31 protein-coding genes are annotated in these 26,834 nt (G+C 68.3%); 16 read left to right on the plus strand and 15 right to left on the minus strand.

Annotation, left to right across the window (positions count from 1 at the left end; all coding sequences use genetic code 11):
- The first annotated feature begins 41 nt into the window (after nt 1-41).
- The gene (locus tag ABZW17_RS16190) at nt 42-1,043 is read left to right on the plus strand and encodes an IS481 family transposase (RefSeq protein WP_354814190.1); all 1,002 of its coding nucleotides are present in this window, start codon (nt 42-44) and stop codon (nt 1,041-1,043) included.
- On the opposite strand, the gene ABZW17_RS16195 is transcribed toward ABZW17_RS16190, so the two are convergent.
- Nucleotides 1,040-1,300: a helix-turn-helix transcriptional regulator gene (locus ABZW17_RS16195; protein WP_354813978.1), complete on the minus strand. Its 261-nt coding sequence runs from the start codon at nt 1,298-1,300 to the stop codon at nt 1,040-1,042. The two genes, ABZW17_RS16190 and ABZW17_RS16195, sit on opposite strands and share 4 nt — an antisense overlap.
- Nucleotides 1,301-1,389: 89 nt before the next feature.
- Here ABZW17_RS16195 and ABZW17_RS16200 point away from each other — a divergent pair, with 89 nt between their 5' ends.
- From ABZW17_RS16200 to ABZW17_RS16215, 4 genes are all read left to right on the plus strand, one after another.
- The gene (locus ABZW17_RS16200) at nt 1,390-1,758 is read left to right on the plus strand and encodes a hypothetical protein (protein ID WP_354813980.1); all 369 of its coding nucleotides are present in this window, start codon (nt 1,390-1,392) and stop codon (nt 1,756-1,758) included.
- On the plus strand, nt 1,755-2,942 hold the full coding sequence (locus ABZW17_RS16205) for an MFS transporter (RefSeq protein ID WP_354813982.1): 1,188 nt from the start codon (nt 1,755-1,757) through the stop codon (nt 2,940-2,942). The genes ABZW17_RS16200 and ABZW17_RS16205 overlap by 4 nt, the downstream gene beginning before the upstream one ends.
- Nucleotides 2,939-3,277, plus strand: coding sequence for a hypothetical protein (locus ABZW17_RS16210; protein WP_354813984.1), 339 nt, complete (start codon nt 2,939-2,941; stop codon nt 3,275-3,277). The genes ABZW17_RS16205 and ABZW17_RS16210 overlap by 4 nt, the downstream gene beginning before the upstream one ends.
- A gap of 579 nt (nt 3,278-3,856) precedes the next feature.
- Nucleotides 3,857-4,108, plus strand: a complete 252-nt coding sequence (locus tag ABZW17_RS16215) for a hypothetical protein (RefSeq protein ID WP_354813986.1) — start codon at nt 3,857-3,859, stop codon at nt 4,106-4,108.
- An 83-nt stretch (nt 4,109-4,191) separates the two neighbouring features.
- Here the strand turns inward: ABZW17_RS16215 and ABZW17_RS16220 are convergent, their stop codons facing one another.
- The 7 genes from ABZW17_RS16220 to ABZW17_RS16250 all read right to left on the minus strand — a co-directional run bounded on the left by ABZW17_RS16220 (nt 4,192) and on the right by ABZW17_RS16250 (nt 9,845).
- Complete coding sequence (locus tag ABZW17_RS16220; RefSeq protein WP_354813988.1) at nt 4,192-4,554, minus strand: hypothetical protein; 363 nt, start codon at nt 4,552-4,554, stop codon at nt 4,192-4,194.
- A gap of 36 nt (nt 4,555-4,590) precedes the next feature.
- The gene (locus tag ABZW17_RS16225) at nt 4,591-5,142 is read right to left on the minus strand and encodes an LppA family lipoprotein (RefSeq protein WP_354813990.1); all 552 of its coding nucleotides are present in this window, start codon (nt 5,140-5,142) and stop codon (nt 4,591-4,593) included.
- 13 nt (nt 5,143-5,155) lie between these two features.
- Nucleotides 5,156-6,814 (minus strand): alpha/beta hydrolase, encoded by a 1,659-nt coding sequence (locus ABZW17_RS16230; RefSeq protein ID WP_354813992.1) that lies wholly within the window; start codon nt 6,812-6,814, stop codon nt 5,156-5,158.
- A gap of 38 nt (nt 6,815-6,852) precedes the next feature.
- Complete coding sequence (locus ABZW17_RS16235; RefSeq protein ID WP_354813994.1) at nt 6,853-7,152, minus strand: hypothetical protein; 300 nt, start codon at nt 7,150-7,152, stop codon at nt 6,853-6,855.
- A gap of 360 nt (nt 7,153-7,512) precedes the next feature.
- Complete coding sequence (locus tag ABZW17_RS16240) at nt 7,513-7,695, minus strand: hypothetical protein (protein ID WP_354813996.1); 183 nt, start codon at nt 7,693-7,695, stop codon at nt 7,513-7,515.
- Between the two features lie 623 nt (nt 7,696-8,318).
- A complete protein-coding gene (locus tag ABZW17_RS16245; RefSeq protein WP_354813998.1) occupies nt 8,319-8,783 on the minus strand; it encodes an NUDIX domain-containing protein in 465 nt (154 codons plus the stop codon).
- 39 nt (nt 8,784-8,822) lie between these two features.
- Nucleotides 8,823-9,845, minus strand: a complete 1,023-nt coding sequence (locus ABZW17_RS16250; RefSeq protein ID WP_354814000.1) for an XRE family transcriptional regulator — start codon at nt 9,843-9,845, stop codon at nt 8,823-8,825.
- 481 nt (nt 9,846-10,326) lie between these two features.
- Between ABZW17_RS16250 and ABZW17_RS16255 the strand changes: the two genes are divergently transcribed.
- Nucleotides 10,327-10,500, plus strand: a complete 174-nt coding sequence (locus ABZW17_RS16255; protein WP_354814002.1) for a hypothetical protein — start codon at nt 10,327-10,329, stop codon at nt 10,498-10,500.
- Nucleotides 10,501-10,547: 47 nt separating this feature from the next.
- Here ABZW17_RS16255 and ABZW17_RS16260 read toward each other — a convergent pair whose 3' ends face one another.
- From ABZW17_RS16260 to ABZW17_RS16285, 6 genes are all read right to left on the minus strand, one after another.
- A complete protein-coding gene (locus tag ABZW17_RS16260; RefSeq protein WP_354814004.1) occupies nt 10,548-10,859 on the minus strand; it encodes a hypothetical protein in 312 nt (103 codons plus the stop codon).
- 175 nt (nt 10,860-11,034) lie between these two features.
- Nucleotides 11,035-11,550, minus strand: a complete 516-nt coding sequence (locus ABZW17_RS16265) for an NUDIX hydrolase (protein WP_354814006.1) — start codon at nt 11,548-11,550, stop codon at nt 11,035-11,037.
- Nucleotides 11,551-11,873: 323 nt separating this feature from the next.
- Nucleotides 11,874-12,305: an NUDIX domain-containing protein gene (locus ABZW17_RS16270; RefSeq protein ID WP_354814008.1), complete on the minus strand. Its 432-nt coding sequence runs from the start codon at nt 12,303-12,305 to the stop codon at nt 11,874-11,876.
- Nucleotides 12,306-12,409: 104 nt separating this feature from the next.
- Nucleotides 12,410-13,051: a dTMP kinase gene (gene tmk / locus ABZW17_RS16275; RefSeq protein WP_354814010.1), complete on the minus strand. Its 642-nt coding sequence runs from the start codon at nt 13,049-13,051 to the stop codon at nt 12,410-12,412.
- Nucleotides 13,048-14,511 carry a radical SAM protein gene (locus ABZW17_RS16280; RefSeq protein ID WP_354814012.1) on the minus strand — a complete coding sequence of 488 codons (1,464 nt, stop codon included), beginning with the start codon at nt 14,509-14,511 and terminating at the stop codon, nt 13,048-13,050. The genes tmk and ABZW17_RS16280 overlap by 4 nt, the downstream gene beginning before the upstream one ends.
- On the minus strand, nt 14,489-15,238 hold the full coding sequence (locus ABZW17_RS16285; RefSeq protein WP_354814014.1) for a hypothetical protein: 750 nt from the start codon (nt 15,236-15,238) through the stop codon (nt 14,489-14,491). Before ABZW17_RS16285 ends, ABZW17_RS16280 begins: the two co-directional genes overlap by 23 nt.
- Before the next feature lie 806 nt (nt 15,239-16,044).
- Here ABZW17_RS16285 and ABZW17_RS16290 point away from each other — a divergent pair.
- Entirely contained in the window at nt 16,045-17,553 is a 1,509-nt protein-coding gene (locus ABZW17_RS16290) for a peptide deformylase (protein WP_354814016.1), read from the plus strand.
- Nucleotides 17,554-17,835: 282 nt separating this feature from the next.
- Here the strand turns inward: ABZW17_RS16290 and ABZW17_RS16295 are convergent, their stop codons facing one another.
- On the minus strand, nt 17,836-19,026 hold the full coding sequence (locus ABZW17_RS16295) for a helix-turn-helix transcriptional regulator (protein WP_354814018.1): 1,191 nt from the start codon (nt 19,024-19,026) through the stop codon (nt 17,836-17,838).
- Nucleotides 19,027-19,461: 435 nt separating this feature from the next.
- Between ABZW17_RS16295 and ABZW17_RS16300 the strand changes: the two genes are divergently transcribed.
- From ABZW17_RS16300 to ABZW17_RS16340, 9 genes are all read left to right on the plus strand, one after another.
- Complete coding sequence (locus ABZW17_RS16300; protein WP_354814020.1) at nt 19,462-19,866, plus strand: hypothetical protein; 405 nt, start codon at nt 19,462-19,464, stop codon at nt 19,864-19,866.
- The gene (locus ABZW17_RS16305) at nt 19,863-20,366 is read left to right on the plus strand and encodes a hypothetical protein (protein ID WP_354814022.1); all 504 of its coding nucleotides are present in this window, start codon (nt 19,863-19,865) and stop codon (nt 20,364-20,366) included. Before ABZW17_RS16300 ends, ABZW17_RS16305 begins: the two co-directional genes overlap by 4 nt.
- Nucleotides 20,367-21,338: 972 nt before the next feature.
- Nucleotides 21,339-22,352 (plus strand): SAM-dependent methyltransferase, encoded by a 1,014-nt coding sequence (locus ABZW17_RS16310; RefSeq protein WP_354814024.1) that lies wholly within the window; start codon nt 21,339-21,341, stop codon nt 22,350-22,352.
- Nucleotides 22,353-22,689: 337 nt separating this feature from the next.
- Nucleotides 22,690-23,646, plus strand: a complete 957-nt coding sequence (locus tag ABZW17_RS16315; RefSeq protein WP_354814026.1) for a trypsin-like serine protease — start codon at nt 22,690-22,692, stop codon at nt 23,644-23,646.
- Nucleotides 23,647-23,763: 117 nt separating this feature from the next.
- Entirely contained in the window at nt 23,764-24,675 is a 912-nt protein-coding gene (locus tag ABZW17_RS16320; protein WP_354814028.1) for an SAM-dependent methyltransferase, read from the plus strand.
- A gap of 71 nt (nt 24,676-24,746) precedes the next feature.
- A complete protein-coding gene (locus ABZW17_RS16325) occupies nt 24,747-25,520 on the plus strand; it encodes a Scr1 family TA system antitoxin-like transcriptional regulator (RefSeq protein WP_354814030.1) in 774 nt (257 codons plus the stop codon).
- A complete protein-coding gene (locus ABZW17_RS16330; protein ID WP_354814032.1) occupies nt 25,504-25,752 on the plus strand; it encodes a hypothetical protein in 249 nt (82 codons plus the stop codon). Before ABZW17_RS16325 ends, ABZW17_RS16330 begins: the two co-directional genes overlap by 17 nt.
- Nucleotides 25,753-26,046, plus strand: a complete 294-nt coding sequence (locus ABZW17_RS16335; protein WP_354814034.1) for a hypothetical protein — start codon at nt 25,753-25,755, stop codon at nt 26,044-26,046.
- A gap of 136 nt (nt 26,047-26,182) precedes the next feature.
- Nucleotides 26,183-26,290, plus strand: coding sequence for a helix-turn-helix domain-containing protein (locus ABZW17_RS16340; RefSeq protein ID WP_354814036.1), 108 nt, complete (start codon nt 26,183-26,185; stop codon nt 26,288-26,290).
- Nucleotides 26,291-26,834 lie beyond the last annotated feature (544 nt).

The raw sequence follows: 26,834 nt of genomic DNA on the forward strand, positions 1-26,834 counted from the left end.
GAAGTGCGACCAACTCGTCCGCCGAGCAGAAAGACCCGTCCGTGCACCACCGTAATGCCCCGCTGTCTGTCGAGGGCCGCCGCCGGCTCGTCGCGCGTTGCCAGACCCGCCCGATCGCCCACGTCGCCGCCGAGATGGGCATCTCCCGCCAATGCGCATCGAAGTGGGTCAACCGCTGGCGCCGCTATGGCGAAGCCGGCCTGCTCGACCACCCGAGCGTCCCGCACCACCAGCCCACCGCCACCCCAGCCGACGTGGTGATCCGAATCGAGCAGCTACGCCGGACCCGGAAATACTCCGCCCGCCGGATCGCCACCGAACTGGTCGCCGAGGGCATCACCATCTCCGTCCGCACCGTCGGCCGGCATCTGCTGCAGCTCGGGCTGAACCGGCGCCGATTCCTCGACCCCACCGGCGACAGCAATCGTCAGCCACGCCGGATCATCGCGCGCTGGCCCGGGCACATGGTCCACCTCGACGTGAAGAAGACCGGCCAGATCCCCGACGGTGGCGGCTGGCGGGTCCACGGCAAAGACAGCGAGCACGCACGACACGTCGCTCGCGGCAAAACCCGAGGCCAGCGAGCCCGCTACACCTACCTGCACTCTGCCGTCGACGGCTACTCGCGCCTGGCTTACACCGAAGCCCTACCTGATGAGAAAGCCCGGACCGCGATCGGGTTCGTCCACCGCGCGCGGGCGTTCTTCGCCCGCCACGGCATCACTCACATCCACCGCCTGGTCACCGACAACGGTGCCTGCTACCGCGCTCACGACTTCGCCACCGTGCTACGCGGCGCCCGTCACCAGCGGATCACGCCCTACACCCCACGCCACAACGGCAAGGTCGAGCGCTATAACCGGATCCTGGCCGAAGAGTTCCTCTACGCCCACGTCTGGACCAGCGAAGCTCACCGCACCGCTGCCCTGGCTGTCTGGAACATCCACTACAACTACCATCGACCACACACCGCCGCCGGAAACCAGCCCCCAGTCACCCGGCTCCACACCGGCGTCACCAACGTCACGGCCTCATACAGCTAGTTGTCGCGGCGTAGGCGGTCATCCAGCAGATCAGCGGCGTGCATGTTCAGCGCGAGGGCGAGGCGCCACAGGGTCTCCAGGGAGATGTTGCCGCCGTGTTCCGCTCTGCTGATGTTGCCCCGATCCACGCCGCTGAGCGCGGCGAGCTCACCCTGAGTCAAATCCGCCCGTCGGCGGGCAGCACGCAGACGCAAGCCCATCGCCGCGAGGTGCTGCTCTAGCTTGTGATCAGGCGGCCCATCATCGCGCTGGTTCATCGCCCGAAGACCTTACCGGGGGAGACGATCACCCCTCAAATTGTCGGATACCTTGCACAAAATGTCGAAGATAACCTACATTCGTGTAGGTGACAGCTTCACCACCTGCAGTTGCGCCCCCGTTGCTGAGTCACTGGCTCGGCCTCAGCCACCGTGCCAAGCGCCGCGGTCCGCTGGCCGTGGCCACGGACTCCTGCCGCGCCGGCATCGACGTGCGCACCGGCGTCCGCCTTATCGGTCACGGTCGCGTCGTCGCAATCCTCGACGGACACGACCTCGTCGACCTCCTTGTCGAAGGTCTCCGCGCCCTGCGGGCTCTCATCAAGGTCTTCCCCGCCGAGTGGAACGCGCACTCGGCGGTGGGTAACTGGTGCCACGAGTGCGCCAAGCCCGTGTCGTGCCCGACCCGAACCCGGCTGGCCAACATGCTGCTGGAAGACCCCGGCGGTGTGGCGTGACCACCGCCCACGTCTCCCCCACCGCGAACCTCAACCCGGTCGCCGCCGGACTCACCGTCGCCGTCCTCGCGCTCAACCTGAGGCCCGCCGTCACCAGCATGGGCGTGCTGCTCACTCGCATTGATACCGCAGAAGGCCTGTCTCCGCCCCTGGCAGCCACGCTGGTCGCGCTACCGACCTGGTGCTTCGCGGTCGGCGGCTGGACCGCGTGGCGGCTGCGGGCCCGGTTCGGGATCCGCGCCGTGGTGTCCAGCGCACTCGGCGTCCTCGCCGTCTCGCTGATCGTCCGGACCCTGCCTGGTGACGCCACGATCGTTGCCGGCACCACCGCGGCGTGTCTGGCGATCGCGGTCCTCGGCGCCCTGCTGCCGGTCATCGTCAGCACCGCGACACCCGGCTCTGCGGCCTGCTACACCGCCTGCCTCGGCACCGGATCAGCGGTCGGGGCGCTACTCACACCGACCGGGGTGGCGTGGCAGCTCGGGCTCGGCTGCTGGGCACTGCTCGCCGCAGTCGGTCTCGTCGTCTGGCAAGGCAGCAGCCGCCACCTGGCCACCCCGGCCGGGGCCGCCCTGGCGGCGCGCGTCAGCCCCCAGACGCTCATCCCCCGCGGAACCATCGCCACCCTCACTGTCCACTTCGGGCTGCTGTCGGGCGTGACGTTCCTGTTAATGGGCAGATTGCCGACGATCCTGCGCACCGCCGGCCTCACCCAAGCCGAGGCCGGATACCACTTCGCCACGGTCATGGTGCTCGGCGTGCCGGCCTCGCTTGTTGTCCCGTACCTCGCCCGCCGCGTACCGCACGCCCCGCTCGCGGTCGGGTTCGCCGGATCCAGCATCACCGGCGTCACCGGCCTGATGATCAGCCCGCTCAGCGTGACCTGGCTGTGGACCGGGCTGCTCGGCATCGGCATCGGCGCGCTCGCGCTCGCCCTGGTCGACCTGGGACGCCGCACCCACAGCGACCCCGACACCACCGCCGCGCTGTCGTCGGTCGTCCAAGGCCTCGGCTACACCCTCGCCGGCGTCCTGGCCCTCGGCGTCGGCCTGCTCCAAATCGCCACCGGCACCTGGACCTGGCCCCTCTTCGCGCTCGTCGTCGCCCTCGTCGGCCAGGCCCTCACCGGAACCACCATCGGCGACGTCCGCGCCGCCCCGACCTCACCGGAGGTCTCCCGATGACCGTGATCGATCTCTACTGGGCAGTCCGCGCGGACGACGTTCTCGGCCTCAAGGCGGAGCAGATGGTCGAGGCCGTCCGCAACGCCGGGTTCGACATGTTGGACGACGTCATCCGCGGCTGGGTCGAACAGCTCACCGCTCAAGCCGTCCTCAGCGCCGGAACCGAGATCGCCGTCCACAGCGACACCGCGACCATCCGCCAGCCCCGCCGGCCCGAGCCCGACCTGACGCTCGGCGCCGGGGATTGGCTCGTCCACGCCGGTCCTCGCCTGCTCGTCGTCACCGACGACGCTTTCCGCGAGGGCTTCCGCGGCCAGCTGCGCAGCCACGCCTGAACTCCCGGATCTTCCCCTCCTCCCCCGAAGGAGCACACGCGTGCGCACCGCGAAACGCACCGCCCTCACCACGGCCCTCGCGGCCGCGCTGGCCCTGATATCCAGCAGCAGCGCGCTCGGCGGATCCGCCCCCGACCCGGCCGCCGGCAGTCCACTGAAGACCTCCGGACTCACGGTCTTGATCATCGGCTCGGTCGACGTCACCCCCACCTCCTTCCGCGCAACACACAGGTCTGCGCGGAGACGTGCCTGTGCGGACGGGTCAGCGGCCGGGACGTTCGGTGGTCACACGCTGCAGCGCGTAGCCGGTCTCGTAGCGGTGGGCATCCCAGCCCCGGTGATCCGCGAGGACGCCGGAGCTCCCCCACCGCGTCGGCGTGCCGAAGCGTCCGCGGCGTTATGTCCAGCTTCAGGTGGGACGCGCCCTCCGGCCCCAGTCCGTGACACCTGACCGCGCCGTGATGCAGCGCGTCCTTGAGGACTGGCGCCGTCTACCGAATGAGACAAACCCACCGATCTGGCCAGACGACAAGCCGGACACAACGACGCTGACATTCACCAGATCAGAACAGGATTGAGATGGAACCTGACGACGACAACCGGCAACCTGAAGTCGGCGAAAGCGCGCCGGAGGCGATTCCCGACCGGCTCGCCGGTGTGGCCGACGAGCTGGCGGAAACGGCGGTCGGCTTACGTCGGGCCGTCGATGAGGGCACGGTGCCTCCCGGCACCATGGCGCTGGTGGTCCGTCTTGAAAACGTCGTCGCTCGCATGCGCCCGCCGGGTCCGCCGACGTCAGTCGAGTCGGAGGCCGCAGACGAGGAGACCTGAATCTTTCTACGTTTGCCCTGGGCCAAACGGGTAATCTCTGCCCCTCCGGCCCGCTCCGGCACCGGCCGCGGCCCTGCCGGGTCTCACCGCGCGACGAGGATCCAATCGATCACGAGAACTACCGAGTAGACCGTCAAGCCGGCTGCCAGGCCGAGCCATCGCGCCCTGGTGGGACCAAGTTTCACTGCGCTGACCCAGGCCAGCAGAATCGACACGGCCCAGCTGGCGAGCGGAAGCCACCACGCGACGTTCTGCCCGCCCCTGGTGCAGATGAATGCCGTGTCACCGGGTCTGCACGAATCACTGCTCATCGCCCCGGCCACAGCGAGCACCACCGCTCCCACACCGGTCACAACGGCGAGGAGCCAACAGGCCGCCGCGAACAGCACCCGGCGCGGCGACGGGTCCTCACCGCCGTCAAGCCCGAACGAAGGTGTCCTGTTCACGCCAGTCCCTTGAGTAGCGGCTGAGTGCGGCGCGGGCTATTTCTTAATCAGATGGCAGCCCGTGGTCAACGATAGGACCGTGTTCTTGCTCGTCCCGATCGACAGTTGCGCGCCGAGCTGGTCGGTGAGGTTGAGTTCGGCGTCTCCGGCCTGGTTCGCATCCAGCGCCACGGTGGTGAACCCGTGCCCGCCGGCAACCTCCCGCACAGCCTGCTTCACCTGGTCCCACCGGGGCAGCAGCGACGTCGGCGCGTACCAGCGGGGCAGGAATTTCTTGCTGGCCTCCTGCTCGGTCAACGCCGGGAACTGCGGCGCGCAGCCGCTGAACTCAGCCGAACCGGGTTCTTCAGTCCACACCGCGACACCAAAGTCCCTGGTGAGACGCTCACGCAGCGTCGTGCGCAGCTTCTCATATCCGACGATCGCCTCATCCAGCGTCGGCCTGGCCGCCAGCTGCGCCTGCTGCTGTTGCTTCGACATCGACGGTCCCGTCGGTTGAGGATCAAGATACTCATGGCCATCGCCGCACCCGGCCAGCACCACAACAGCCGCCAGCGCCGAAGCCAGCAGCCATGCTCGTGACAACACGTGATCAACTTTCCTAGTGAGCGGGAACCGTCAGCTGCGGCTTGCCGGCCACAATCGCGGCAATGTTGTGGTTGCTGGTGCTGTCGACCCCCTCCGGGGTCGTGCGGGTGTACTCGCTGTGCCCGTGCGAGGCCGCCAGCGGCTCGCCGTCCGGCCCGGTCGCCGCGTCCGCCGACAACTGAGTCATACCGTCCATCGCATACGGGGCCGCACCGTACCGCCAGGTTTCCGGCACCCACTGGGCGACCGGGTCGCCGGCAGCGGTGATGTTGTAGGCGTGTCCCTGCGGCACCTTCAGATCGGCGGCGGTGTTGTCGATCCCGAAGTGGTCAGCCACGCCTGGGGAGCCGAACACCACCGCGTCGTCCACGCCGGTGCCGCCGTGAGTGAGGCTGATCCCGGTCACGATCGATCCCTGGGAATGCCCGAGCGCGGTGAAATGCGGATCCGTGGTGTGGGAGGCGTTGATGCCCTGGTCGAACTTGGCGAGCTTGTCCCCGCCGACATCGGCGTTCTCCCCGGTGGCCAGCCCCAGCAGGGAACCGCTGTCGTCGAACGAGGACGGTTGGTAGCCGATCCAGGTGACGGTGGCGACGTTCGACATGTCCCCGGCGCGGCGCAGCATGTCTTCGGCGCTGTGGCGGACGCCTTGCATGTCGTTGACGTAGCCGTTCATGTTGCCGTCCACCGTGGAGTTCATGCCGGGGGTGAACACGGCGACATGCTGCGCGGTGTCGACGTCCCCGTTCGCGATCGCCGCTTTCGGATGGTCCCCGGTCATGTCCAGCGACATCAGTTGCCGGTTCGGGTTGAGGCTGCCGTCGGGGTTGTGCATCATCCCCGTGATCGAGTCCAGTGCTTTGAGCCGCTGCTCGAGGCGGGCGATCTCGTCAGAGTCTCCATCCTCCCGCTTGAGCCGGTCCAGCTCCGCGGCGAAGCTGCGTTTCTCCTGATCCAGCAGATTCAGGTTGGCTTTGCTGCGGTCGGAGGCCTTCACCCCGTCCCGGTTGCCGACCCAGTCGGGGTGTTGCGCGATCAGCTGCTGCCGCTCCTTGTCCGACAACGCCGCCCACCAAGCCGCGTTCATCGACGGGTCCGCATCGACCGCCGGCGGAGGCATGATCGAGGGGAACGCGATGGCGCCTCCGGCGTTGCCGGCCGCGGCCAGGCTCGTGTGCTCGTTGTCGTTCGCGGTCGCATCGATGACCTGACCGGCCTGAATGAGGCCCAGCACCGAGCACAGTCCTTCATCGACATTGATCGCCTGCCGCACAACCTCCTCTACCCGATCCTTCAATTCCTCCGCGACCCGGCGGCGTTCCTCAGCGGCGAGCTCCCGCTGCTCTTGCGGCACCTCGGGCGCGCCGTTGTCCACGACCGCGCCGTCACCGGCGATGGTGAAGTGGTTGGCGGCGGCGATCGCCACCGCTTCCTTCACCCCGTTCTGCACCCCGGTGATTGCGTCCCCGGTTTCCCCGGCTGCGCGGCGCAACGCGGCTATGTCCGCCGCGTACTCCTCCAAGCCGTCGATGATCTGGTTGACCTCGCCAGCCGCCGCTGCGGCGGCGTCACCGTGCCAGCCCTCGGGGGTGTTGATGTCCCGCAAATCGTCCGAGCAGGCGACCAGCTTGTTGTAGGCGGCGTTGATCGCACCGACCGCGTCCTGCAGCACCGCCGGGTTCCATCGGACCGCATCTCCCCACGTGACCATCAGCTCGCCTTCACCGGCCCCTGACCGCGGGCAGACAAGTCAGCGGCCGCGGCCGCTTCCTGCGCGGCGTAATGATCAGCGGCTTTGGCCATGCTCGCGGCGTGGGTGTCCAGCCGGACCTCAAAACCTTGCTCGCGCTGCACCAGGGCGTGCTTGACCTGCGCCATCGCCAGCGCGGCCCGCGACCCCGGCATCCCCAGATCACCAGCCGGCACGGTCGCCGCGCAGTTCGCTCCGCGAAGCCCCTGCGCCACCTCGGCCGCGGCCCTGCCCATACCGCGGATCTTGTCGATCACCACCTGGTAACCCGAGCCCACAACGCCTCCCCGTCGCCGGTAACCACTCGGTCACCCTACGACAGCCGGGCGGTGCCCTTCAACAGGTCACAACAGCTGTGAACAGGAAAAACAGCATCTCAGGCCGATCTACCCACGCAGCATAGGTAGATCTACTCACGCTCCGGAGGCTCCCCGGGCTGGCTGGCCGCGGCGTCACCTCAGTTCTCCAAACGTGCGCGTGCCCGCGCGGCGGCCTGCTCGATCCGGACGAACAAACCCTGGACACTGGCCAGCGCTGTGCCATCATCAACCCCTGCCGCAAGATGCCGACGGCCCGCTCCAGCTCGCCAGCGGCCTCGGCGAGGTTCTCCTTCGCGTTCGTCAAGCGGGCGGCCAGGTGGAGGGATTCGTCGGCGAGCCAGCCGCGACGACGACTTTCAAGCGGCAGGAGATGAAGAAGGCGGTGAGCTCCTCACGGGTGGCGTCGTCGTCGATAGCGAACGTGGTGGTGGGGTACTGCGCGATGTTGCGGCGTAGTTTTTCCGCCGCGAGCTTCGGTTTCACGGTGCTTCCCTCGGATGCCTACCTTCCGTCGCGATGGGACCCCACGCGGCGAGTCCCCTCGCTTTACCGCGAGCACGTTCACTTGGAATGTTCCATACACGCCCTGCCCATCGAACACTTCTCCGTCGGCGGCGCGCGCCTGCACAGCCTCGACGGAACCACCACACTCACCTACACCGACGATGAATGGACCGCCTTCACCCCTGGCGCAGCAGACGGTGAATTCACGGTCCCGACGGCGGCGTAACACCGCAGGAGGAGGCTGGACGAGGCTGCGAGGAGCTGGCAGCGCTGCCGCTTCAGCCACCTGCAAGCCCGGCCACTTCCGGTTCCCTGTGACCGGCTACTCGGCCCCAGGCGGCGGCTCCTCGCGCCAGCTGGCACGGCTTCACTGACGAACCGCCGCGAAGCCGACACCCCCTCACGGACGGCGGGCTCGGTCGCCGAAAGGAAACGACCGAGCCCGCCGTTGGCGCCTTAGCCGCCCGCGGCGCGAGGAGTGACCTCTCAAGGACAGGTCCACCTGCATGGCGCACACGCGAGCGCCAGAGCACTCTCTGACCAAGATTCCATGACCGGTATGCCGCGATCGTTCGGCCACCCGGACCGGCACGCCACCTGGGTCAGCGCCCAGCCAATACCGACACGGCTGGATGCGGCCAGCCTTGCAGCCCGAACCCGCTCGTCACGACGGTAGAGCTCCACACCGGCGTGGGTGTATGGCACTGTGCTCTCCGGAAGGGAGGTTTTCGGAAACCATGCGATCTGCGAGCACTTGTGCGGCTCGGCATTGCGTGGTTCTCTCCGCCATCACCGCGCCCGGAAGAAAACCCGACCTTTGCCTGGCCCTCAGGATTCAAATAGTGGACCGAGGTGACCATCTCCAGATCATCACAGTCCACCTCGACATCGAGCTCCTCGCGGGCTTCCCGGATGATGGCGGCGACGAGGTCCTCGCCGTCTTCAAGCTTGCCCGAGGGCAGATTCCACTGGCCGTCCGCGTAGCCGGTGCCCACACGCTGGGCGAGCAAGACCTGCTCGCCACGTTCCAAGGTGATCAGGACATCAACAAAGCTGTTGTAGGGCACGGTAAGTCTTCCTGACGGCCGCCGGGGGTCTGGGCCTGATCAGGCAGGTACGTGAACCCGGGCAGCGAGATCACGAATTCCTGGCACGGCTGCACGATTCTGGTTCAGCAGCGCGTCGACGATGGTGCGGACGGCCGCGCGGGTGTGCACTTCACCGGGTGCGCGGCGTTCGGCGGCCAGCAACGTGCTGTACGCCGGGCCCGGTTGCCCCAGCTGCAACTGGACCGCGGCCAAGTCGACCAAGTAGCGCCCCTCCCGTTCAAGATCAGGGAACCGCACCCCGCGGGCCGTGCGAGCGTGCTGCAGCGCAGCCCCGGGCTCGCCGAGCAGTTGTTCCACCGAGACGCGGTGGCTTAGCAGGTTCGCCCGGGCCCGTGCAGCCCCGGCGCCGTCGAGCCGGCTCGCCGTCGCGGCGGCCTCTGTCAGCAAGTCGCGAGCTCGGGCGCCGTCGCCGGCCCGGGCAGCGGAGTACCCGCCGGTGCACAGCAGGCTGGCGTGCAGCAGGAAATGGCGCGGGTCCCGGCCGTCGAGCGCCAGTCGGCCGGCTGCCTGCACGACAAGAGTGCCCGCCCGGTCGTGGTCACCGGCGCGGCGGCACACACCGGAGAGCATGCGCTCGGCTTCGGCGAGAATGAGGGGCTGACCTGCTGCTTCCGCAGCCCGCACGGCGCGGTCGGCGCTGATCCATTCCAGCCCCGCAGGGCGGAGCTTGACCAGCGCGCGGGTGGCCAGCGTGTAAGCCTGAGCTGTTGCTCCGGCGTCCTGGGCGGCCTCCGCGGCTCGGACCAACGCCGGCAGCTGGTCGGCCAACGCCAGAAAGTCGGACTTGCCGAACGATGCGCGCGCCGCTGCGAGTGCGCGGGTCAGCCCGACGGTCGGCAGCGCCGGACCGATGGACGCTCGGCTGCCAAGCAGGACGTCCGACAAACAGGTGGTGAGCACGACAGCCGGATCCGGTAGTGCCCCGGGGGCGGGAGACGCGTCGGCCTCCGCGACCGGGGCGCCTGCGAAAGCGGCGCCGATGGCCACGCCACCGGCCTTCAAGAAGCTGCGTCGACGCACGTCGTCCTCCTCCGGGGCAGGCTTCACTGCCCACCCTAGAAGGGGCAGGGTCGATGTGCCCCGCCACCACGCGATCGGGCGATCCAGGCCGACGCCGTCGCGGGAACCAGTCGAATCGTGGCGCCGAAGCCCAGATCGCCGCGTTGCGTTCAGCCGTGGGCTGAAGCCACTCCGACGCCGACACGCAGACGATGTAGGGACGTCTGCGGTCACGGTAGTCCGCCGCCGACAGCACGACTTCCAGCGTCCCACCCAGCTCCAGAACGACGCGGGCGAAGACCGAGTCGGCGCCCCGGGCCGAGCAGGTGACACCGACGAGATCGTCGCGCTGATTCTTCAGGATCTCGCGGAGCTCTGCTTTGCTGCGACGACCTCGCGGATGTCTCGCACGGCAGGCACCGTAGCGAACGCCCCTGTTTCCCATTGGAAGTCCCGAATCTTGACTCCGACCCGGCCGGACGTCCACGGCGCGGTATCAGGCATGGCCATGTCGATCAGCTCGGCAGCGCGTTCCGGCTCGCCGGTGATCAGGGTGGGCGCGGGCGAGCCCGACGAGGCCGAAGACGCGGTTGCGGACCCGATAGATATTGCGCAGGGCGATCGCGCGACCGATGTAGCCCTGGGCTTGGGCCGCGTGCCGGGCGTCGTGCCGTGAAAGGTCGCGATTAGGGGGCGCTGGCGACACTCCCAGCCGCCCCTTGATCAGTTCACTGGAGTCGGCGTCCATGACGCCGCCGGATCGGAGGGAATCGGCTCAAGCCGATGGGGCATGTGCGCCCGCAGGGCATCCCCGATATCGCGCATCGCTTGGATGTCGGTACGCATTATATGCGTGGCGTTGCGCAGATCCTCGGTGAGTTCGCCCTCGATGCGAGCGAGGACGCCGTCTTCGACCTCGGGATAGTGCGGGATGTAGGCCAGTCCGGCCGAGACGGTGCCCCCTAAGAACGTAGGAGAATCCGTCCTCAGCGCGGTCGACAGCTCCTCTGCCTGGTCGTAGCGCAGCCGCGTCATCCACGCACCCGAAGGTCCAGGCGCGGTCATCGTCAACTGGAGCCCACCCTGGGTTCGGCGAACATCGACGGTAGCCAACATCGCCCCAGCATCGCACCGAGGTTGCCGTGTCAGCCGCCGCGACACCCGCCTCGATCGGGCGGCTAACTGCCTGACCGTGCGCTTGGCAGCTCGTCTAGGAGACTTCATCCGGCGCGAGCGGCTCAAACCCGTTCTCGAGGTAGGCGGTCCGGCCAGTGTCCACGACATCGAGGCACACGGCGACGCGGCGTGCCATATGTGGCCGGAGCATTTTCGCGGCTTCAGCGCGGGTGGCGAACTTTGAGCGCTTCAGCTCGCCATCGGCCAGCCGTACTGACGCGATTTGGTCCTCGCTCAGGATTCCGCCGTCGAACAGATTGTTGGTCAGGGCGGGGCGGCCGTCCGGTTGCGGCGGGACCCAGTCCACGACCAGTAGCCGACCGGGGAGCAGGTCGAATCCAAGCTCCTCCTTGATTTCGCGGCGCACGCCCGCCCACGGAGACTCACCTTCCTCCAGTCCGCCACCGGGAATCTCCCAGGATTCGGCGCCGTAGGTGGGCTCGACGAGCAGAACGCGGCCCGTGGCGCCGCGGAAGATCAGGCCGGCGCTGGCGATCTGCTTGGGCAGCGTGGCGTAGTACTCGGCGGGCGGTAGCCATCCCTGGGTCATGCGCGGCGACGCTACCCACCCTGCCGAGATAGGCGGTGACCGGCGTCGGGTTACCGACCGGTCTGAATCTCGGTCAGCAGGTCGGCGGCCAGGTCGTAGGTCCGCTCGCACCGCGGGCACCGCAGCCGGTCGTGCAAGGTGCCCGCGCAGCGGCAGACCCAGCCGACCGCGCGGGCCGGATTGCCCAGGACCAGGGGCGTGCGCGGCGAAGTCGCGGTTTCCGGAGCGTCAGCGCACCACGCCAACCCCCTTGTATCGAGGGTGGTCGCCGAGCGATGCACGGGCGGACTGGTCGTGGACCGACTTCCCGGACATAGCCCGGCTCAGGTCAAGGCCGACCTGCGTTCGTCGGCCCAACCGAGCAGGCTGAACGCCCGGCCGTCGAGGGATCCTCGAATGCCGGCAAGCGGGTACGGGATCACGTCGTCGGGCAGGTTGTCGAGCGGGAACCATTCGACGGCCGAGCACTTGTCGGGCTCGCGGTTGTACGGCTCCCCGGACCAGCGACGAGCCTCGAAGAACACGCCGAGCCGCGGCACCGGCCCGGATCCCGCGACGTGCACGGTGTGCGAGTGCCGCAGGTCCGCCGGATCGATGAGCACGCCGACCTCTTCGTCAGCCTCGCGCGCCGCGCCAGCCGGCAGGGACTCGCCGGCGTCGAGCTTGCCGGAGGGAAGGTGCCACATGCCCCCGCCGTAGGTGCCGCGCCGCTGTGTGAGCAGCAGCTCGGCGTCGCGAACGAGGAGAACGTGCACGTCAATGATCGTGTGCTGACCGTCGGGCATCCGGTGAAGATCCTCACGGGTGGCGGAGGTGCTGAACCTGCGAGCCCGCCCGCGTCGGCGGGCTCGCAGGCAGGCTACGCCGTGGCCACCTCGGCGCCGGGACCCTCCATCAACTCGGCGATTCGGCCTGCGACGTAGGTAGCGACCTCCGCCGGTGAAGCGCCGGCGGTGTCCACAGCGACCACGGGATACCGCCGGTGTGCGAGCCGTTCCGCGGCCTGCTCGTACAACTCGCTTTCCCGGCGGCTGCTGTCCTCGCCGGTGTGGAAACGGTCGTGCGCGCCCCGGGCGGTGACCCGGGCCGCCGTCACCTCCGGCGGCGCCTGCATGATGACGGCGAGGTCGGGCACGTCGGCCGCGGCATTGATCGCCTCGACGAACGGCAGCGGCACGCCGTCCATGCATTGCAGCACGTAGGACGAGGCGACGTAGCGGTCGCAGACGACGATGGCTCCCGCGGCGAGGTGCGGTCGCACCTCCTGCTCGAGATGGTGGTATCGGTCGGCGGCGACCAGGCACGCGAGGGTGTGGCCGTGGTAGATGTCGGTGTTGTGCCGGGCCGTCTCGCCGAGCACGCCGTGCGACGGCTCAGTCGTGGTGTGGACCTGATACCCGCGACTGCCGAGGTACTCGCGCAGCAGACGGGTTGTCGTGGTCTTGCCGACGCCGGCCGGGCCGTCGATGGTGACGAACGCCCCGCGGCCCCTTCGCCTCACGCGGCCGCCCTCCGGTCGAACTGCGCGCGGGCGACCGTGATGAGGCTGGCCCGGACGTAGTCGATCGGTGCCTCGCTCAACTGAATGTTGACGGAGAAGTTGAATTCGTCGCGCTCGCGCATCGACTCGTCGACACCGCCGGAGGTGAGGTCCACGGCGCTGTAGTTGAGCAGCTGCTCGGCGGTGTACTTGCCGGACCTCATCAGCTCGGCCCAATCGGGGGTACCCGGATACGGGCGGTACTCGAACGCCGACGCACGAAACCGGCCGGGCAAGCGGTCGGTGATGTCCCACAGGTCGTGCACGAGCCGTACGGTGTCGTCGATCTCAGCGCACGTCTCGGTCGGAAACCCGAGGATGAAATACCCCTTCACGTTGATTCCCCGTTCGGCGAGCCGGCGCACCACCGACCGCGCCATGTCGGGGGTGATGCGCTTGTCGATCCGCTCGAGCATCCGCGCGTTGCCGGATTCGACGCCGAGCGCGACCTCGCGCAGGCCGTTCGCAACGAGGGTGTCGAGCATGGCGTCGCTCGTCCGGTTCAGTACGTTGATGCGCCCGGTGGCGTCCCACTTCGCCCAGTCGCCGACGTGGTCGGCGGTGAACGCCGTCATCATCGTGGTGATGACGCGGGGGACGCCGAGGAACAGGTCGTCGACGAACCGGAAGGCGTTGACGCCGGTGCCACGGAGTTGGTCCATCTCGTTGAGGATGTTGTGCGGCTCTCGCGTGCGGATGGTGATGTCGGGGTTCGCCGACACCGCGGCGCCGCAGAACGAGCAGTCGTAGGGGCAGCCGCGGGCGCCGACCATGTTCGTCTCGAGCCGGCCGCCGTCGCGGTGCGGGTCTTGCGCCAGGTAGCGGCGGTCGACGAACGGCAAGCCGTTGATGTCCGGTGCGAGGTGGTGCCCGTTTTTGGCCCCGACGCCGCCCGTGACCGGGGTGTGCATGATCGGGTCGAGCCACATCACCCCGGGCAGCTCGGTCCGTCGTCGGTGGTCGTCGAGCAGGGCGGCGACCCGCGTTTCGCCCTCACCGATCACCAGTGCTTCGCAGTGGCTCATCCGCTGGTCGCGCAGGATTTCGGCCGGCATCGCTTTTGCCTGGTGGCCGCCGAGCATGAGCCTGATGTCGCGGTCGAGCAGCTCGGCGATCCGGGCGCTGATCTCGTAGGTCGGGGCCAGCAGGTTGAATCCGGCCCACCGCGGCGCGGCCGCGTTCACCAGGCGGGCGGTCTGTTCGATGCCGAGCCCGTGAGCCTCGGCGTCGAGCACACCGACGTTGAAGCCTTGCGCGGCGGCGTAGGTGGCGATGTAGGCCATGCCGAGCACCGGCAACGTGAAGTCGTTCACCCGCGGGCGCTCGTCGTAGTCGCGCAACGGCGCGTTGACGAACAGGGCGTCGATCTGACGCGTCAGGTCGGCGCCGGCGATCAGGTCAGAGAGCAACTCCTGTGGCATGTCGGACTCCCCAAGCGAGGGTGAGCAGCGTCCACTCGGACAACTGCGCGCCGGCCATCGCCTGCCACAAACGCCCGAACTCGGGTTCGGGTTTCGGCCAGTCGACCGAAGGGGCGAGCTTGCCCGCCCAGGTGCGCACGGCGAGGTCGGCGAAGGGATAGAGGCTGTAGTCGTTGGTGACGTCGGCGACGGTGGCGCCGGCTGTCCACGGGCCGATCCGGCGCACGCTCTGCACCGCGGCGAGGAGCTGCTCGCCTGTCATGTCCGCCCAGGCTTCGGCCGACTTGAGGGCTGCCTCGGCGGCCGAACGCAGGCCGTTGCGGAAGAACTTCATCCGCAGCGCGTCGAACTCGTCGTCGGATAAGGCGAGCACGGTCTCGGGCGCGGGGAACAGCCACGCCGGACCGGCCACGGTGTCGTGCTGCTCGCCGTAGGCTTCGCAGAACGCGCGGTAGTTCTCGCGCGCGGTCGCGGCCTTGATCACCTGGCGGGTTACTGCGGTGCCGAGCGCTTCCCACGCGTCGGAGGTTCGTACGCGGGCGACCGGGCCGTCGGCCCGCAGGGGCTTGCAGACCGCAACGTCGCCCACCAGCGTCCGCGGGTCGATGGTGCCGATTACCGGCGCGACGTCCGTGTCGCCAGTGAGCCGGGCGAGGTCGACCCGGTGCCCGCCGGCGGGCACCGGCGTACAGATCACTGACCACACCGAGCCGGCGGACCGGAGCACGCGTCGAGCCTGGCCGTCGTTCCCGGGAAGCCATCCGGGGTGGTCGAGCATCATTGTCGGATACGGCACGTTCGCCCCTTCTCGCATCACGGCCTGACATTCTCGCTGGAGGCGGCCTGGCTTTCTCGACCGAGGTCCGTGTCATCGGTCCGGCCCCACGTGCCTTGCGCGATGGCGGTGGACTGAACCGGTCTCGTTACCGGTGGGGTGGCGGGCTCCCACTGCCAATGCCGTAACGACGGAAAGCGCAGAGTTCCCTGGATATGCGATTTTCGGTCTTTTGTAGCGCGTCCACGCGGCGCGTCCGAGCAACGTCACGAGGGCCCAGACCACCATGGCGGCTGCGACTGTTCCCGCGTAGACGACGACAAACACTGCCACAATGACCACTTCTCTACGTCGCTCGCAAATTTGCATAGGGCAGGTACTGGACGGCTTCGCAATGCGCCAGGGCCGACCTGGTTGTCAGCACGGATCCGGGTGCAACGTCCCAGCGCTTCGGTGGAGGTATCTGAATCTCTTTCACCCGTGTGCCTGAGTCGCCGGAAGCACGGGGCAAGGCGGTCTCCCCCACCGACCCGCACGGGACGCGTCGCGCCATCTCCGACTCTGGGTTTCATGCCCCTCCTCGCGTTGTTCGGCGATTCGCCACCCACACGCCATCGCTCTCGCCCGTTCGCTGATCGGGGTGCGTCACCGAGCGCTGGTAGATCGAGAACACCGCGACATCGGGGTGGGCAACTAGACTGAGAAGGAACTCACGGTAGGTTCACGCACACTCACGGTTCTGATCGGCGGAGGCGGCGATGACGACGGGCACGACCGACACCGGCGGACCGGACGCCGAGGCGAACTCGTTCGCCGTCGAGTTCGAACGCTGGCGCGACGTCCGCGGGTTCTCCCGCGCCGCGCTGGCGCAGGCCATGGGCTACGACCGCTCCTACGTCTCCAAGGTGCTCTCCGGCACCGAGCGTCCGTCGGAGGCTTTCGCCAGACAAGCCGAAACGGCCCTGCGCGCCGGCGGCGCTCTGCACACCGCGTTCCGCGAGTTCGAAGCCCACCGCCCGCCGAAAACCCGGCCTGCCGTTCCGCCGCTGCCCGAAGCGATGACCGGAGGCGGAAGCCTGGTGGTCGACCACGACGACGCGACCTTGCGCTACGACGACGGCATCTACCGGCTCACCCAGCGCCGCCACCTGGTCAACCAGGGCACCGAACCGATCACGCGCTACCTGATCCGCATCTCCGTCGACCGGTATCCCGGTGACCCTGAACGCTCCAACCGGCTCTACAGCGAGAACCCGCTCGCCTGGGACGAGATCAACCTCCACGCCTGGCACGGCCAGAACCGCACCAACGCGATGGACTGGACTCCTCACCACGACCGCGACGCGTTCAAGGAAGTCTGGCTGCTCTTCGCCGGCGAACACGGGCACTTTCCCCTGTACCCCGGGGAATCCTGCTGGATCGAGTACGAGTACACCGTGAGCGAAGTCCACTGGGGCAACTGGTTCCAGCGCGCCGTCCGGCTACCGACCCGCACCCTGTCGGTCACCCTGGACTTCCCCGCAAACCTGACGGCCGCCGTGTGGGGACTGCACACCTCGATGACTGCTCAGGCCATGCCGTTCGCCACCGCCATCGCGCGCGACGACACCGGCGACCGGCACGCATTTTCCTGGTCATGCGAAGACCCGCCGCTACACGCTCGCTACCGGCTCGAATGGGACTTCCGCGGCCGCACAGCCGCCGGCGACGGTCCGCCGCCCGCGCCGAGCACCGTCATGGCCTCACTCGGCATCGTGCAGGACACCGACCCGGCCCTGCGCCGCGTCGCCCGCAGATTCGACCTTCCAGCCGAGGCCGAAGACGCCCGCCGCGTGGTGACCGAGCTGAACTCGGCGTGCGAGCGCGTCGCCCAAGCCCACACCTTCGGCAAGGGAATGGGGATCGCCGCGCCTCAGATCGGGATCGACCGGGCCGCAGCGATCGTGCGCACACCGGACGGCGAAGCAATCACGCTGTTCAACCCCACCATCATCGAGTCCGCAGGAGACGTCGACGAACAGTACGAGGGCTGCCTGTCCTTCTTCGACGTCCGCGGCCAGGTCCCCCGCGCCCACGGGATCCACGTCGAGCACACCACGATCGACGGACAGAAGAAGATCACCGTGTTCGAACGCGGCGTCGCCCGCCTCGTCGCCCACGAGGTCGACCACCTGCACGGCACGCTGTACATCGACCATATGCGAGACGGCATCGAACCGATTCCGGTCGAGCAGTACCGCGGCACCGGATCGACCTGGCAGTACTGAGGGCCACCGAATCCCGGCTCCCTCCGACGTGCTAGTCCGCAGCGACGAGAATGCCCTTATCGCAGTATACTGCGTTATCCGTGGATCGAGTTCACCCAGCACATGCAAACGCCTTGGTCGCCTCCAGACTCGGTCGGGCCAGCTCCGAGCCCGAGCGGGTCCGAGGCGACAAGCGATCAAGCCGGCGGCACGCGTCAAGGTCGCGACAAACCTGTTTGACGTGGTGATTTCGGACAATCAGACAAGACTTGGGCATCAACGATGACGTCGTCGGGCATGCCTCTACAGCTGCACGCCAGACCAGCGAGCGAATCCGGCCAAGGAATCAGTGGTCTGGCGATCGGCGGTTGCGAGAGCTAGCACGGTCTCACGAACTGAGGGGTGGTAGCGAGTCGCGTTCGGGGCGACTCGGCGAGCGGCGTTCAGCTCCTCGAGTGCCTGGCCGCGATCGCCGTGCAGCATCCAGGCACGGGCCATATCAATGTGGTGGTGCCCTACACGCTCTGGGCGACGAGGATCGGCCACCTGAACGGATGAGGCTCGGCGGACCGCCTCCGCGCCGTCGTAGTGCTCGACCGGTGCTGCACACCAGTGCACGATGATGTTCGTCGAGCTCGCGTCAACGCCGTAGTACGGCACCGCTGGCGGTCGGAACTCCTCGACGATCGCTCGTGCATTGCCCAGATAGCCATCCGCCTCTGCGCCATCACCGGCGCGCGCAGCAAGAATCGATGATCGAAGATCAAGCTGTACTGCGACGGCGCGGTCCGGGGGGCCGGTAGCGATGTACTCGCGGGCGCGGTCGAGTAGGCGGAGCCCGGCACGGTAGTCGCCATGCTGCAAGTAGCGGGTGCTCCGATGATAGGCGCTTATCGCGATGCGTAGCGGGTCGCCGGTGCGGTCGGCGATTTGAACGTGCCGTTCCGAAGCGATCGCGGCGAGGTCAGCCTGACGGAAGCGGCCGCTCACGGTGGCAGCCATGCGGTAAGCGTCGTGCAGTGCGCCGTGTGCAAGCTCGCCTGCACGACCGGGTTGGTCGATGAGAACGTACAAGTGGTGCAGCAACGCGGGCAGCTGTTGGGCAACCGCGACGTAGTTGAGTCCTAATACTTTTTCGGAGGCAGCGTCGAGCCGGCCGATGATCGTCGCCAGGTCGAGAGGCTCACCTTCAGGCCGTGGGTCGTCGTAGGCGTCGAGGGCACTCCGAAGGTCAGCGACGCCAGCAGCTTCGCGACTCGGCTCGTCGATCACCTGTTCTAAGCCATACAGGGTGGCCGTACGCAGGCCAAGCGCCTTCGCTGCGTTAGCGACGAACGCAGCCGATGGCGGAACGCTGCCCTGCTCCACTTTCTTGATTAGAGATACAGAGAAGTGCGTAAGCTGCGAGAGCTGTTGCTGTGTCACGCCAGCCAGCTTGCGGGCAGCCTTCAGGCGGTCGCCGACGTTTTCGCCAGGTAGTCCGATCACGGCCATGGGTGTCACCTGCTCTCGATTGCTTCCGTTGGCAACTCGCGGCTACCAGCGTACGGCGTTGTCCCTTTATTGTCCCTCGCCGTTATCAGTCGCACTTAGCGTCACAAGCGTGACGGTGTGTAACAGTGAGATACCCTATATCTCCACGGGTGCGGCGGATACGACTGCGCGACTTCGCAGCGGCGGAGGCCCCACGAATGTGAGGACCGCTTTCGCGGTCCGCCTGACCCAGCGATGGGCGGGGCAGCCCAGGACGTACACGTGTGCCCGGTTGCTGGAGCGCTCATCCGCGCCGCGGGCGGCTCGACAGCTCGGGACGTGACCTCGCATGACATCACCCGTCAAGAGTCCCTTCGCGTTCCTCTGGGACAAGCCGATCATTGAGCCGTTCACGCCCCACCTCGTGACCGGCTCGGCTCCGCGGCTGTGAACGCCATGAAGCTCCTGGTGGCGCGGCGACGCGCGCGAAGACAGCTCGCCATCGTCAAGGCGCGACAGGCTCTGGTCGCCCTGCCCGACATCGACTGGCACAACACGGACTCCGAACAACACGCTCGCCAGGACCTTCACGACGCCGCGGCAGCTGTCGATCGCGCGCTGAAAGAGGTCCGTGCGAGCTCGGCAGAGGGGCAGGCGCTGAAGTACGCCCAGGCGTGGATGACGGCGTGGCTACAGGGCTGGGGAGACCCGAACCTGATCCCGTCAACGCACGCAGCCCCGATGTACCAGCGTCTCGTGGACGCCATGCACACAGTTTCCCTCCGGCTGGCGCCACACGGGCACGCCGATCCACCTGATTCTGACGAACCTCCACCCCAGATCGCTGGAACACACCCATGACTGACGCCGAACGGCCATCACGCGCACTTAACAAGCCAGGCACACCGCCAATCACACTGCCCTCCCTGATCACCGGCGCCTACACCGACGCACTGGTGCGACTGGCCTACGCCGAGCGTGACCGACACGACTGGAGCTCTTACCGGAAACTTGGCCACGACCTGATCGGGACCGGAGCACGAGTCATCGTGCACGCCTACGCTCGACGCGAGCCGACTATCGACGACCCGCGCGCCGTCGCGGCGGAAGCGGTCAGGGAGTTGCGGACAACGCTGCGACTCGCCGAGCGGGTAGCGGGGAACCCGGTGAGCGCGGACGCGGTGGCCCGGGAAGTCGCAGCGTTCGCCGAGGACTGCGCACAGACCGCCGCGCTGCTGTACCGCATCGCCGCCGGACTGTCCCCGGCCGCGATCGCCGAGATCGCCCCGCTCGACGAAGACCAGGACACTGTCACCGACGCCGAGGACGGCGCCGGGCATCCGGGCGGTGAACCGCGGTGAACCACACTGGCAGCGAGCAGGCCGAGCAGCGGCACCTCCATGACGGGCGACCTGCGCCCTCATCAAGCCGTCCGACCGCGACCGTCCTGCGCTCCCCCTCCACCAATCACCCACGCATCCACGCCCTCCACAGCGACACGTTCGACGCCACCGGCGTGTGCGCACCCGCATGCGGATCAGCCGGCTCCCGCCGCGACCTGGTCACCGCAGCGCAATCCCGCAATCCCCAGTACCGTGCCACCTCCGCCGACGTGACCTGCGAGAAACTCCGATGCGATCGCGAGAACGGCGGCGCCGCCACAGGCCACGACGACGACGGACGGCTGGGGCCGCCATGCCGATGACCGACGGCGCCCGCCCCAATGCCTACTGGTGGAGCACCGCACGCCCCCGGCCGCTGCACGACTACCTCGACTCCCGCACGCCCACCGCGCAGATACGGCACTGGCCCACCCGCGACCCCGACTCCCCCCACACCATCCATCCCCTGCAACAGGCCTTGGACGATCCCGATGACCACGACCGACACCGGCGAACCAGCCCCCGTCATAGGCGCAGAACTGCAGCAGCAACGGGAAACCCGCGGCCGGTCCCGCCCTGCACTCGCCGCGTGGGCCAACGGCCAGCCGACGGCGCGAACACGCATCACGCGGGTGAAAGCCACCCGCTCGAAAGCCCTGCTCCACCTCGACAAAGCCGCCAGGCCCTAACAGCTCCGGCCTCCAGGCTGCTGGCACGAGCAGGGCGCCGCATCGGCTGGGACCCCGACCTTGCCGTGGACCTCACCGCCCTGGCCGCCACCCAGCACAACGCGCTCCGCCCCATAGCCCAGTGGGCCCACGACATGCTCCACGCCAGGGGATTACCGATCCGCAAACCGAACACCGACGCACTTGCGGCGATGGCGGACAGCTGCCGCTTGAGCATCGCGCCCCTGACCAACCTGCTGGCCACTGAAGCACCGGTACATTCATGACGCCACCAAGCACGACGCCCGCCACCGCGATCCATCAGCCTACAGGCGCCGGAAAGCCCTGGTGGCGAAAGCCAGTCGGGACCGATCCGGACCGTATCAATCTCGCCTTCCTTCTCGATGCCTTCCGCGAAGCCAAAGACAGCGACAAACGCGATAGCTCCTGCGTCAAGTTCGCGCACAAAAACGAACTTGCTGCTGCGCTCCTGCTCGAAGCTCAGGTGCCGGGCGCCGGGTTCGTGTTCCGGTCCGAACGCGCGTTCCTCGATCGCGCAGCCGCCTACCTCGTCGCCCGGCAAGGCGTCAGCACCATCGTGGTCGCCGGCGCGGGCCTGCCCAACATCGACTACGAACACGACCTGCACTCGGTCGTCCGCCGCGCCGAGGCGACCAACCGGAACCGCGAGCAGAACACCACGCGCCCGAACGTGATCTACGTCGACCACGATCCCCTGGTCCTGGCGCACCTACGCACCCTTGCCGACGAGGCCAACGGCGTCCACGTCGTTGATGCCGACCCCTGGGATCCCCACGCCATGTGGAACACGCTCTACCACAACGACAAGGAAACCCCTGGCCTGGTCTCGCCCGACCATGACCACGTGGCGCTCCTGCTGGGCGGGGTGATGTCCTTTCACGGCGGCAGCCGCGCCGAGGCCGCCCAGGTCGTGCAAGATCATCTCGTCCGGCTGCCCGCCAATGCGTTCCTGGCCATGACGCACCTGCTGCAGCCCGAGCATCCCGACCTCGCCGTCCAGGCACTCGAATTCGAGGCTGCCGTGCAGCGCCGTGGCCCCGGAACCGGAAGTCTCGCCACCGAAGCCCAGATCGAAGCGATGATCCGCGGCACCGTCCTGTTACCGCCTGGGATCGGCCCCGCGTTCGCCTGGTTTCCCGACGGGCCGCCCACGGACACGCCGGTGTGCGGGAACTTCACCGCCGCGGTCCTCACCCAGAAACCTGGACCGGACCGCGACCTGCCGGAACCCCCGTGGCGGCCGGCACCGCCCTGACTTCCTGACCGTCCGTGCCCCGATGTCGCGGATGGTCAGGGAACCGGGGCCGGCGTCCTCGCACGAAATTGGATACCTGCGCGAGGACGCCGGTTGCCCGGACTCGACCGGCCACCGGCGTGGCCGGTCACCTGCCCGCGATCGCTGGTCAAGCAACCGGCCTTCCCGATCGTGGGTGACCACCGGTGCCTGGCCGTGCTCACGCCCCCCCGGGAGCACGGCCAGGCACCCACACCACACCAGGCGAGCACAAGTTGCGCCGAATTCGTTGTCGAGAAGGGACATTCCACCCGTGCGTCTCAGAGCAACAGCTGCAGCACCGCTTGCCCTGCTGCCGATGCTGTTCGGCATCTCTGCCGCGACCGCCGACACCGGCACACCACCACCCGCGCCGTCCGCCGCGATGGCATCGCCGCGGATCGTTGGCGGCGACCCCGCCCCGGTCGCCTACGCCGGCGCCGGATCCCTGCAGCTGCTTGACCACGACGATCCCGACTGGCATTCGTGCGGGCTCACCCTTCTGGAGCAGGGGTACGACGACACCGGCCAGCCGGCCGCGGTGGCGGCCACGGCGAGCCACTGCCTGAGCAACCCGCCCAGCCCCGCCGAGCAAGCGCGGATGACCCCGGCCGAGAAGAAGATCTTCACCAGCTTCCGGACCGACCTGCGCGACCCCACCATCGACCGCAGCGATCCCGCGATCTACCACGCACGGTTCGGCTCGCCCAACCGGCTGCAGGGCGGCGTCGTCCGCTCTGGCAGCAAGATCGTGGTCCCGCCACACTGGGCCTGGGGCCGGCCGGACCAGGCCGGCGAGATCTGGGACGTCTCCCTGATCCGGTTCGCCGGCCACATCGACGGCGTCCGCCCGGCCCGGATAGCCCCCGCGTGGCTGTGGGCCCCCGCGCGGGCGATCGGCTGGGGCATCACCACCGACCCCGCCGCCTGGACCGGCCCCGCACCGGCCCAGCTCAGCCAGCTCGACGTGCCGCTCCAGCGCGCGGCCACGTGCGCCCCCGGCGGCATCGGCACCGGCGAACTGTGCGCCGGGGTCCCGCCGACCGGTGGCGGCGTCTGCAACGGCGACTCCGGCTCTGGGCTCCTGCAGCGCCACGGCGGCGACTGGTATCTGCTCGGCGCGGCCTCCCGCACCATCGCCGCGTTCTGCGGCAGCGCGGCCATCTACACCGACCTCCACACCTACCAGCGGTGGATCACCCAGCAAATCCGCACGCTGCTGCCCGGCGCCCCCGGCGCCACCACCCACACCGCCGCCGCCACACCCGCCGGTTGACCCTCGCAACACCTGCTCCCGGGGCGGTCGCGGCAGTCCGATGCCGCGCCCACCCCGGGACCCGACGGACGGCCCGCCACCGCAGGAGCGTCCGGCCAGCTCGGAGAGCACCTCGACATGCCACCACCCACCGCAGCCACACCCCCTCCCCCGCGGGCGCACGATGACGAACGCGTCCACGTCGACATCGAACGCCCCCGCCGGGACGCTGTCGCCGATTACCTGCTCGACGGCCACCTCAACACCACCGTCGACCGCATCTTCGCCGATGACCTCCTCGCCGAGCACCCGCAGCTGCCCCGGCTGGCGATCGCGGCCGCCACCTGGGACCGCCGCGCCGCAGCAGCCATGCTCGACCACGGCCTACGCCACTTCCTCATCCTCGGCACCGGCGGCCTGCCCCTCTGGGGTCACTCGTCCACGCTGACCGACCTGCACGACGCCGGCGCGCGGATCGTGGTGATCGAACACGACCCGGTCACCCAGCACGTGCACGACCACATCGACCACCGCGCCGCCGCCGGCCGCGCCCACGTCCTCTGCCTGCCCGCCGACCACCACCACGACCTCGCCGCAACACCCGCGGTCACGCGCCTGCTCACCGCCGGCGCGCCGCTCGGAATCCTCGCCACTACGCTGCTCCGGCCAGCCGGGATCCACCTCGCCGCCATCCTCGCGCTCCTCGACAGCACACCCGCCGGCAGCCGCGCAGCAATCACCCAGCTGCTCACCCACGGAACAGACGATCAGAACCACATCGGTGCATCCTCACTCGCCGCCCGCTTCGCCGAGGCCGGTATCCCGCTCGCCGTCGAGAACACGCTCGCAGCCGATCAGCTGCTCGGCGACATCACCCACGTCACGCCGGACCTCCCCGTGGCGGCTGCGCTGGCCCGGGACGCGGCCAGCCCCGTTATGCGCACTGCGCTGCTCGGCCGGCGTGACCCGCACAGGTCCACCACGGTGCTCCGAGGAGGCAGCGACCCGGCCGTCGATGTCGACCGACGGAAACAAGGCCGGCGACCTTGATCGAAGCTCCTGAGTGTCGTTGTAGACGCTGATCGCTCCCGACGAATCCGCCACCTGGAAAGAGAAACTGCATGACCAAACCTAGATCGGTTCCAGCGCTGCTCGCCTTGAGCAGCTCTCTGCGGGCGGCAAGAACAGGCCGAGAGCTGAGCCTACGCAAGCTGGCAGACAAGCTCGGAGTCCACGCTCAGACCCTGTCAGACTGGGAAACCGGCAAGCGGCCGCCGACGATCGACGAGGTGGCGCACCTGCTCGGATTTCTCCGCCTCACACCGGCTGAACGCCAACGCATCATGCGGCTCTGGCACCAGCTCGACTCCCCCACCTTCATCGAAACCCTCAGTCCAGACACCACCAGCCTGCAGCAGAAGCTGGATGAGCTCGCCGTCCGCTCCTGGGAATGGGCGCCCCACACGGTCCCAGAATCGTTGCAAACCACGGAGTACAGCCGCGCGATTCTGCGGCGTGACCAGACACCGCCCGACGATGCTGACGTAGAATTCTTCCTCCGACAGGCCCGGCAGCTCGACCGGAAGCAGCCTCGACAGCGGACAGTGCTGCTGAGCGCAGCAGCATTGGCGCCAGCACCCGAGTCACAGCTACACGCCATCAACACAACCTCCGATTGCCACCAGCTGAAAATCATGCTCGCCCCGATGACCACCGGCACCGAACGAAGGATCGAGCCTTTCACCGTCTATGAGACGGCCGGCAAGACCTTCACTGTCGCGTTGCGCCACCACGACAACGTCATCTTCGTCAATGACCGAAGCCTGGTACAGCGCTACCGGTCGACGTTCACAGCGCTAGAGCAAGAAGCAATCGGCCATGCAGACGGGGCGTGAGGACATAACGAAGGACGTCACGGTGGTGCCCGAAACACTGTCGACCGCACAGCACGACATGCACACCCGGAACCCAGGCCCGGGCGCTGACCGGATGCAGCGGATCAAGTTTCACCGGTGCAACGCGGACTGGGTGCGCGCCGAGCACTTGTGGCATCAGGTCCGGGACTTTCTCGGGCGTGATCCGGCTCTGCTCGCAGCGTTCTTCGACACCCTGCCGCCCGAGCGTTAAATGCCGTCCCCGCCCCCCGCCCTGAGCCGCATCCTCGGCGACGCCATCGGAGTGCCGTGCGTCGCAGCGCTGGTCATTCCGATCATCGCCATGGTTTTCACCCGCTGGAAACCCGTCTACGGCACCGTCACCACCTGGATAGCGGTGATCCTCGATGCCGCCTGGGGCATCGCGTTGTTCGTGTCCGGGATGCGCCAGCTCAGGAAGGAACGAAGAGGCGATGTCAACCCCGAACGGGCGTCAGGGCCAGCCGAAGTCGATGAGAAGGGGCGGAGGCTGGCCGACGATTGGTGAGTACATCACCGCACTGCACCGACGATCCGCGGCCGACAGCGCGCCGGACCCGGACTGGCTGCCCTGGCCGCCCACGGCCCGGAACTGTCCGCTACTGCTGCCACGAGGAGAGCAGACACCGTATCGGGTGTGGGAGGTGATGGAGCTGCGAGCTCGCCATGTGCGGTGGCCGCAGATCGCCGCGCGTCTCGGCGTGCCCGAGCACATCGTCCGCGACTGGATCGCCCGATTCGGCAACCGGTGACGCCGACCATGGGCGCTCGCGATCGACATGCCACAACCTGATCGGCCAAGTCGAGTGAGGGCAGGACGCCGGTCCGGCCGGGAACGGGCACCGGCCGGACCGACCCGCCCACGCACGGCACCCGGTGGGCGCCGCCGCGCTGCTACAGGCACCGCGAAACCCCCACGGTGTTCCACCACCTCCGGGGCTGGTGCGCTGCTCGACCTCCCACAGATCGCTGCAGACGCAACTGTAGATACCGCCGCGGTAGGACCAGCCCCACACGCGGCAATCCATCGGGTGCGACCGCCGGCGTACCCGTGTCGGCCTTGCCCCTCGCCCAGCCCACTCACGTCAAGTTTGATCGGACGAACGTCGGCGGCCGACGGAGGGTCGGCTGCATCGGCTGGTGCCGCAGCTGCCATCGTCGCACTCGCGAGAGCACCGATCGTCAGCAGCGACGCGGTGATCCGGTTCGCATTCAGAAGACTCTTGTCCTGATGGGACTCCCATCGACTCTGGCGCGCCGTGACCGCCCAGAGGGCAGCTCCCTTCGAGCGCGAGG

Origin of the sequence: Amycolatopsis sp. NPDC004625, from assembly GCF_040609695.1 — a bacterium.
In the GTDB taxonomy this organism is placed as follows: Bacteria; Actinomycetota; Actinomycetes; order Mycobacteriales; family Pseudonocardiaceae; genus Amycolatopsis.

Coding starts and splice junctions, on each gene's coding strand:
- ABZW17_RS16195 (WP_354813978.1), bottom strand. CDS start 1,300: ATGAACCAGCGCGATGATGGGCCGCCTGATCACAAGCTAGAGCAGCAC.
- ABZW17_RS16210 (WP_354813984.1), top strand. CDS start 2,939: ATGACCGTGATCGATCTCTACTGGGCAGTCCGCGCGGACGACGTTCTC.
- ABZW17_RS16215 (WP_354813986.1), top strand. CDS start 3,857: ATGGAACCTGACGACGACAACCGGCAACCTGAAGTCGGCGAAAGCGCG.
- ABZW17_RS16255 (WP_354814002.1), top strand. CDS start 10,327: ATGGCCATGTCGATCAGCTCGGCAGCGCGTTCCGGCTCGCCGGTGATC.
- ABZW17_RS16260 (WP_354814004.1), bottom strand. CDS start 10,859: ATGACGCGGCTGCGCTACGACCAGGCAGAGGAGCTGTCGACCGCGCTG.
- ABZW17_RS16265 (WP_354814006.1), bottom strand. CDS start 11,550: ATGACCCAGGGATGGCTACCGCCCGCCGAGTACTACGCCACGCTGCCC.
- ABZW17_RS16280 (WP_354814012.1), bottom strand. CDS start 14,511: ATGCCACAGGAGTTGCTCTCTGACCTGATCGCCGGCGCCGACCTGACG.
- ABZW17_RS16290 (WP_354814016.1), top strand. CDS start 16,045: ATGACGACGGGCACGACCGACACCGGCGGACCGGACGCCGAGGCGAAC.
- ABZW17_RS16295 (WP_354814018.1), bottom strand. CDS start 19,026: ATGGCCGTGATCGGACTACCTGGCGAAAACGTCGGCGACCGCCTGAAG.
- ABZW17_RS16300 (WP_354814020.1), top strand. CDS start 19,462: ATGAAGCTCCTGGTGGCGCGGCGACGCGCGCGAAGACAGCTCGCCATC.
- ABZW17_RS16305 (WP_354814022.1), top strand. CDS start 19,863: ATGACTGACGCCGAACGGCCATCACGCGCACTTAACAAGCCAGGCACA.
- ABZW17_RS16310 (WP_354814024.1), top strand. CDS start 21,339: ATGACGCCACCAAGCACGACGCCCGCCACCGCGATCCATCAGCCTACA.
- ABZW17_RS16315 (WP_354814026.1), top strand. CDS start 22,690: ATGCTGTTCGGCATCTCTGCCGCGACCGCCGACACCGGCACACCACCA.
- ABZW17_RS16320 (WP_354814028.1), top strand. CDS start 23,764: ATGCCACCACCCACCGCAGCCACACCCCCTCCCCCGCGGGCGCACGAT.
- ABZW17_RS16325 (WP_354814030.1), top strand. CDS start 24,747: ATGACCAAACCTAGATCGGTTCCAGCGCTGCTCGCCTTGAGCAGCTCT.
- ABZW17_RS16330 (WP_354814032.1), top strand. CDS start 25,504: ATGCAGACGGGGCGTGAGGACATAACGAAGGACGTCACGGTGGTGCCC.
- ABZW17_RS16335 (WP_354814034.1), top strand. CDS start 25,753: ATGCCGTCCCCGCCCCCCGCCCTGAGCCGCATCCTCGGCGACGCCATC.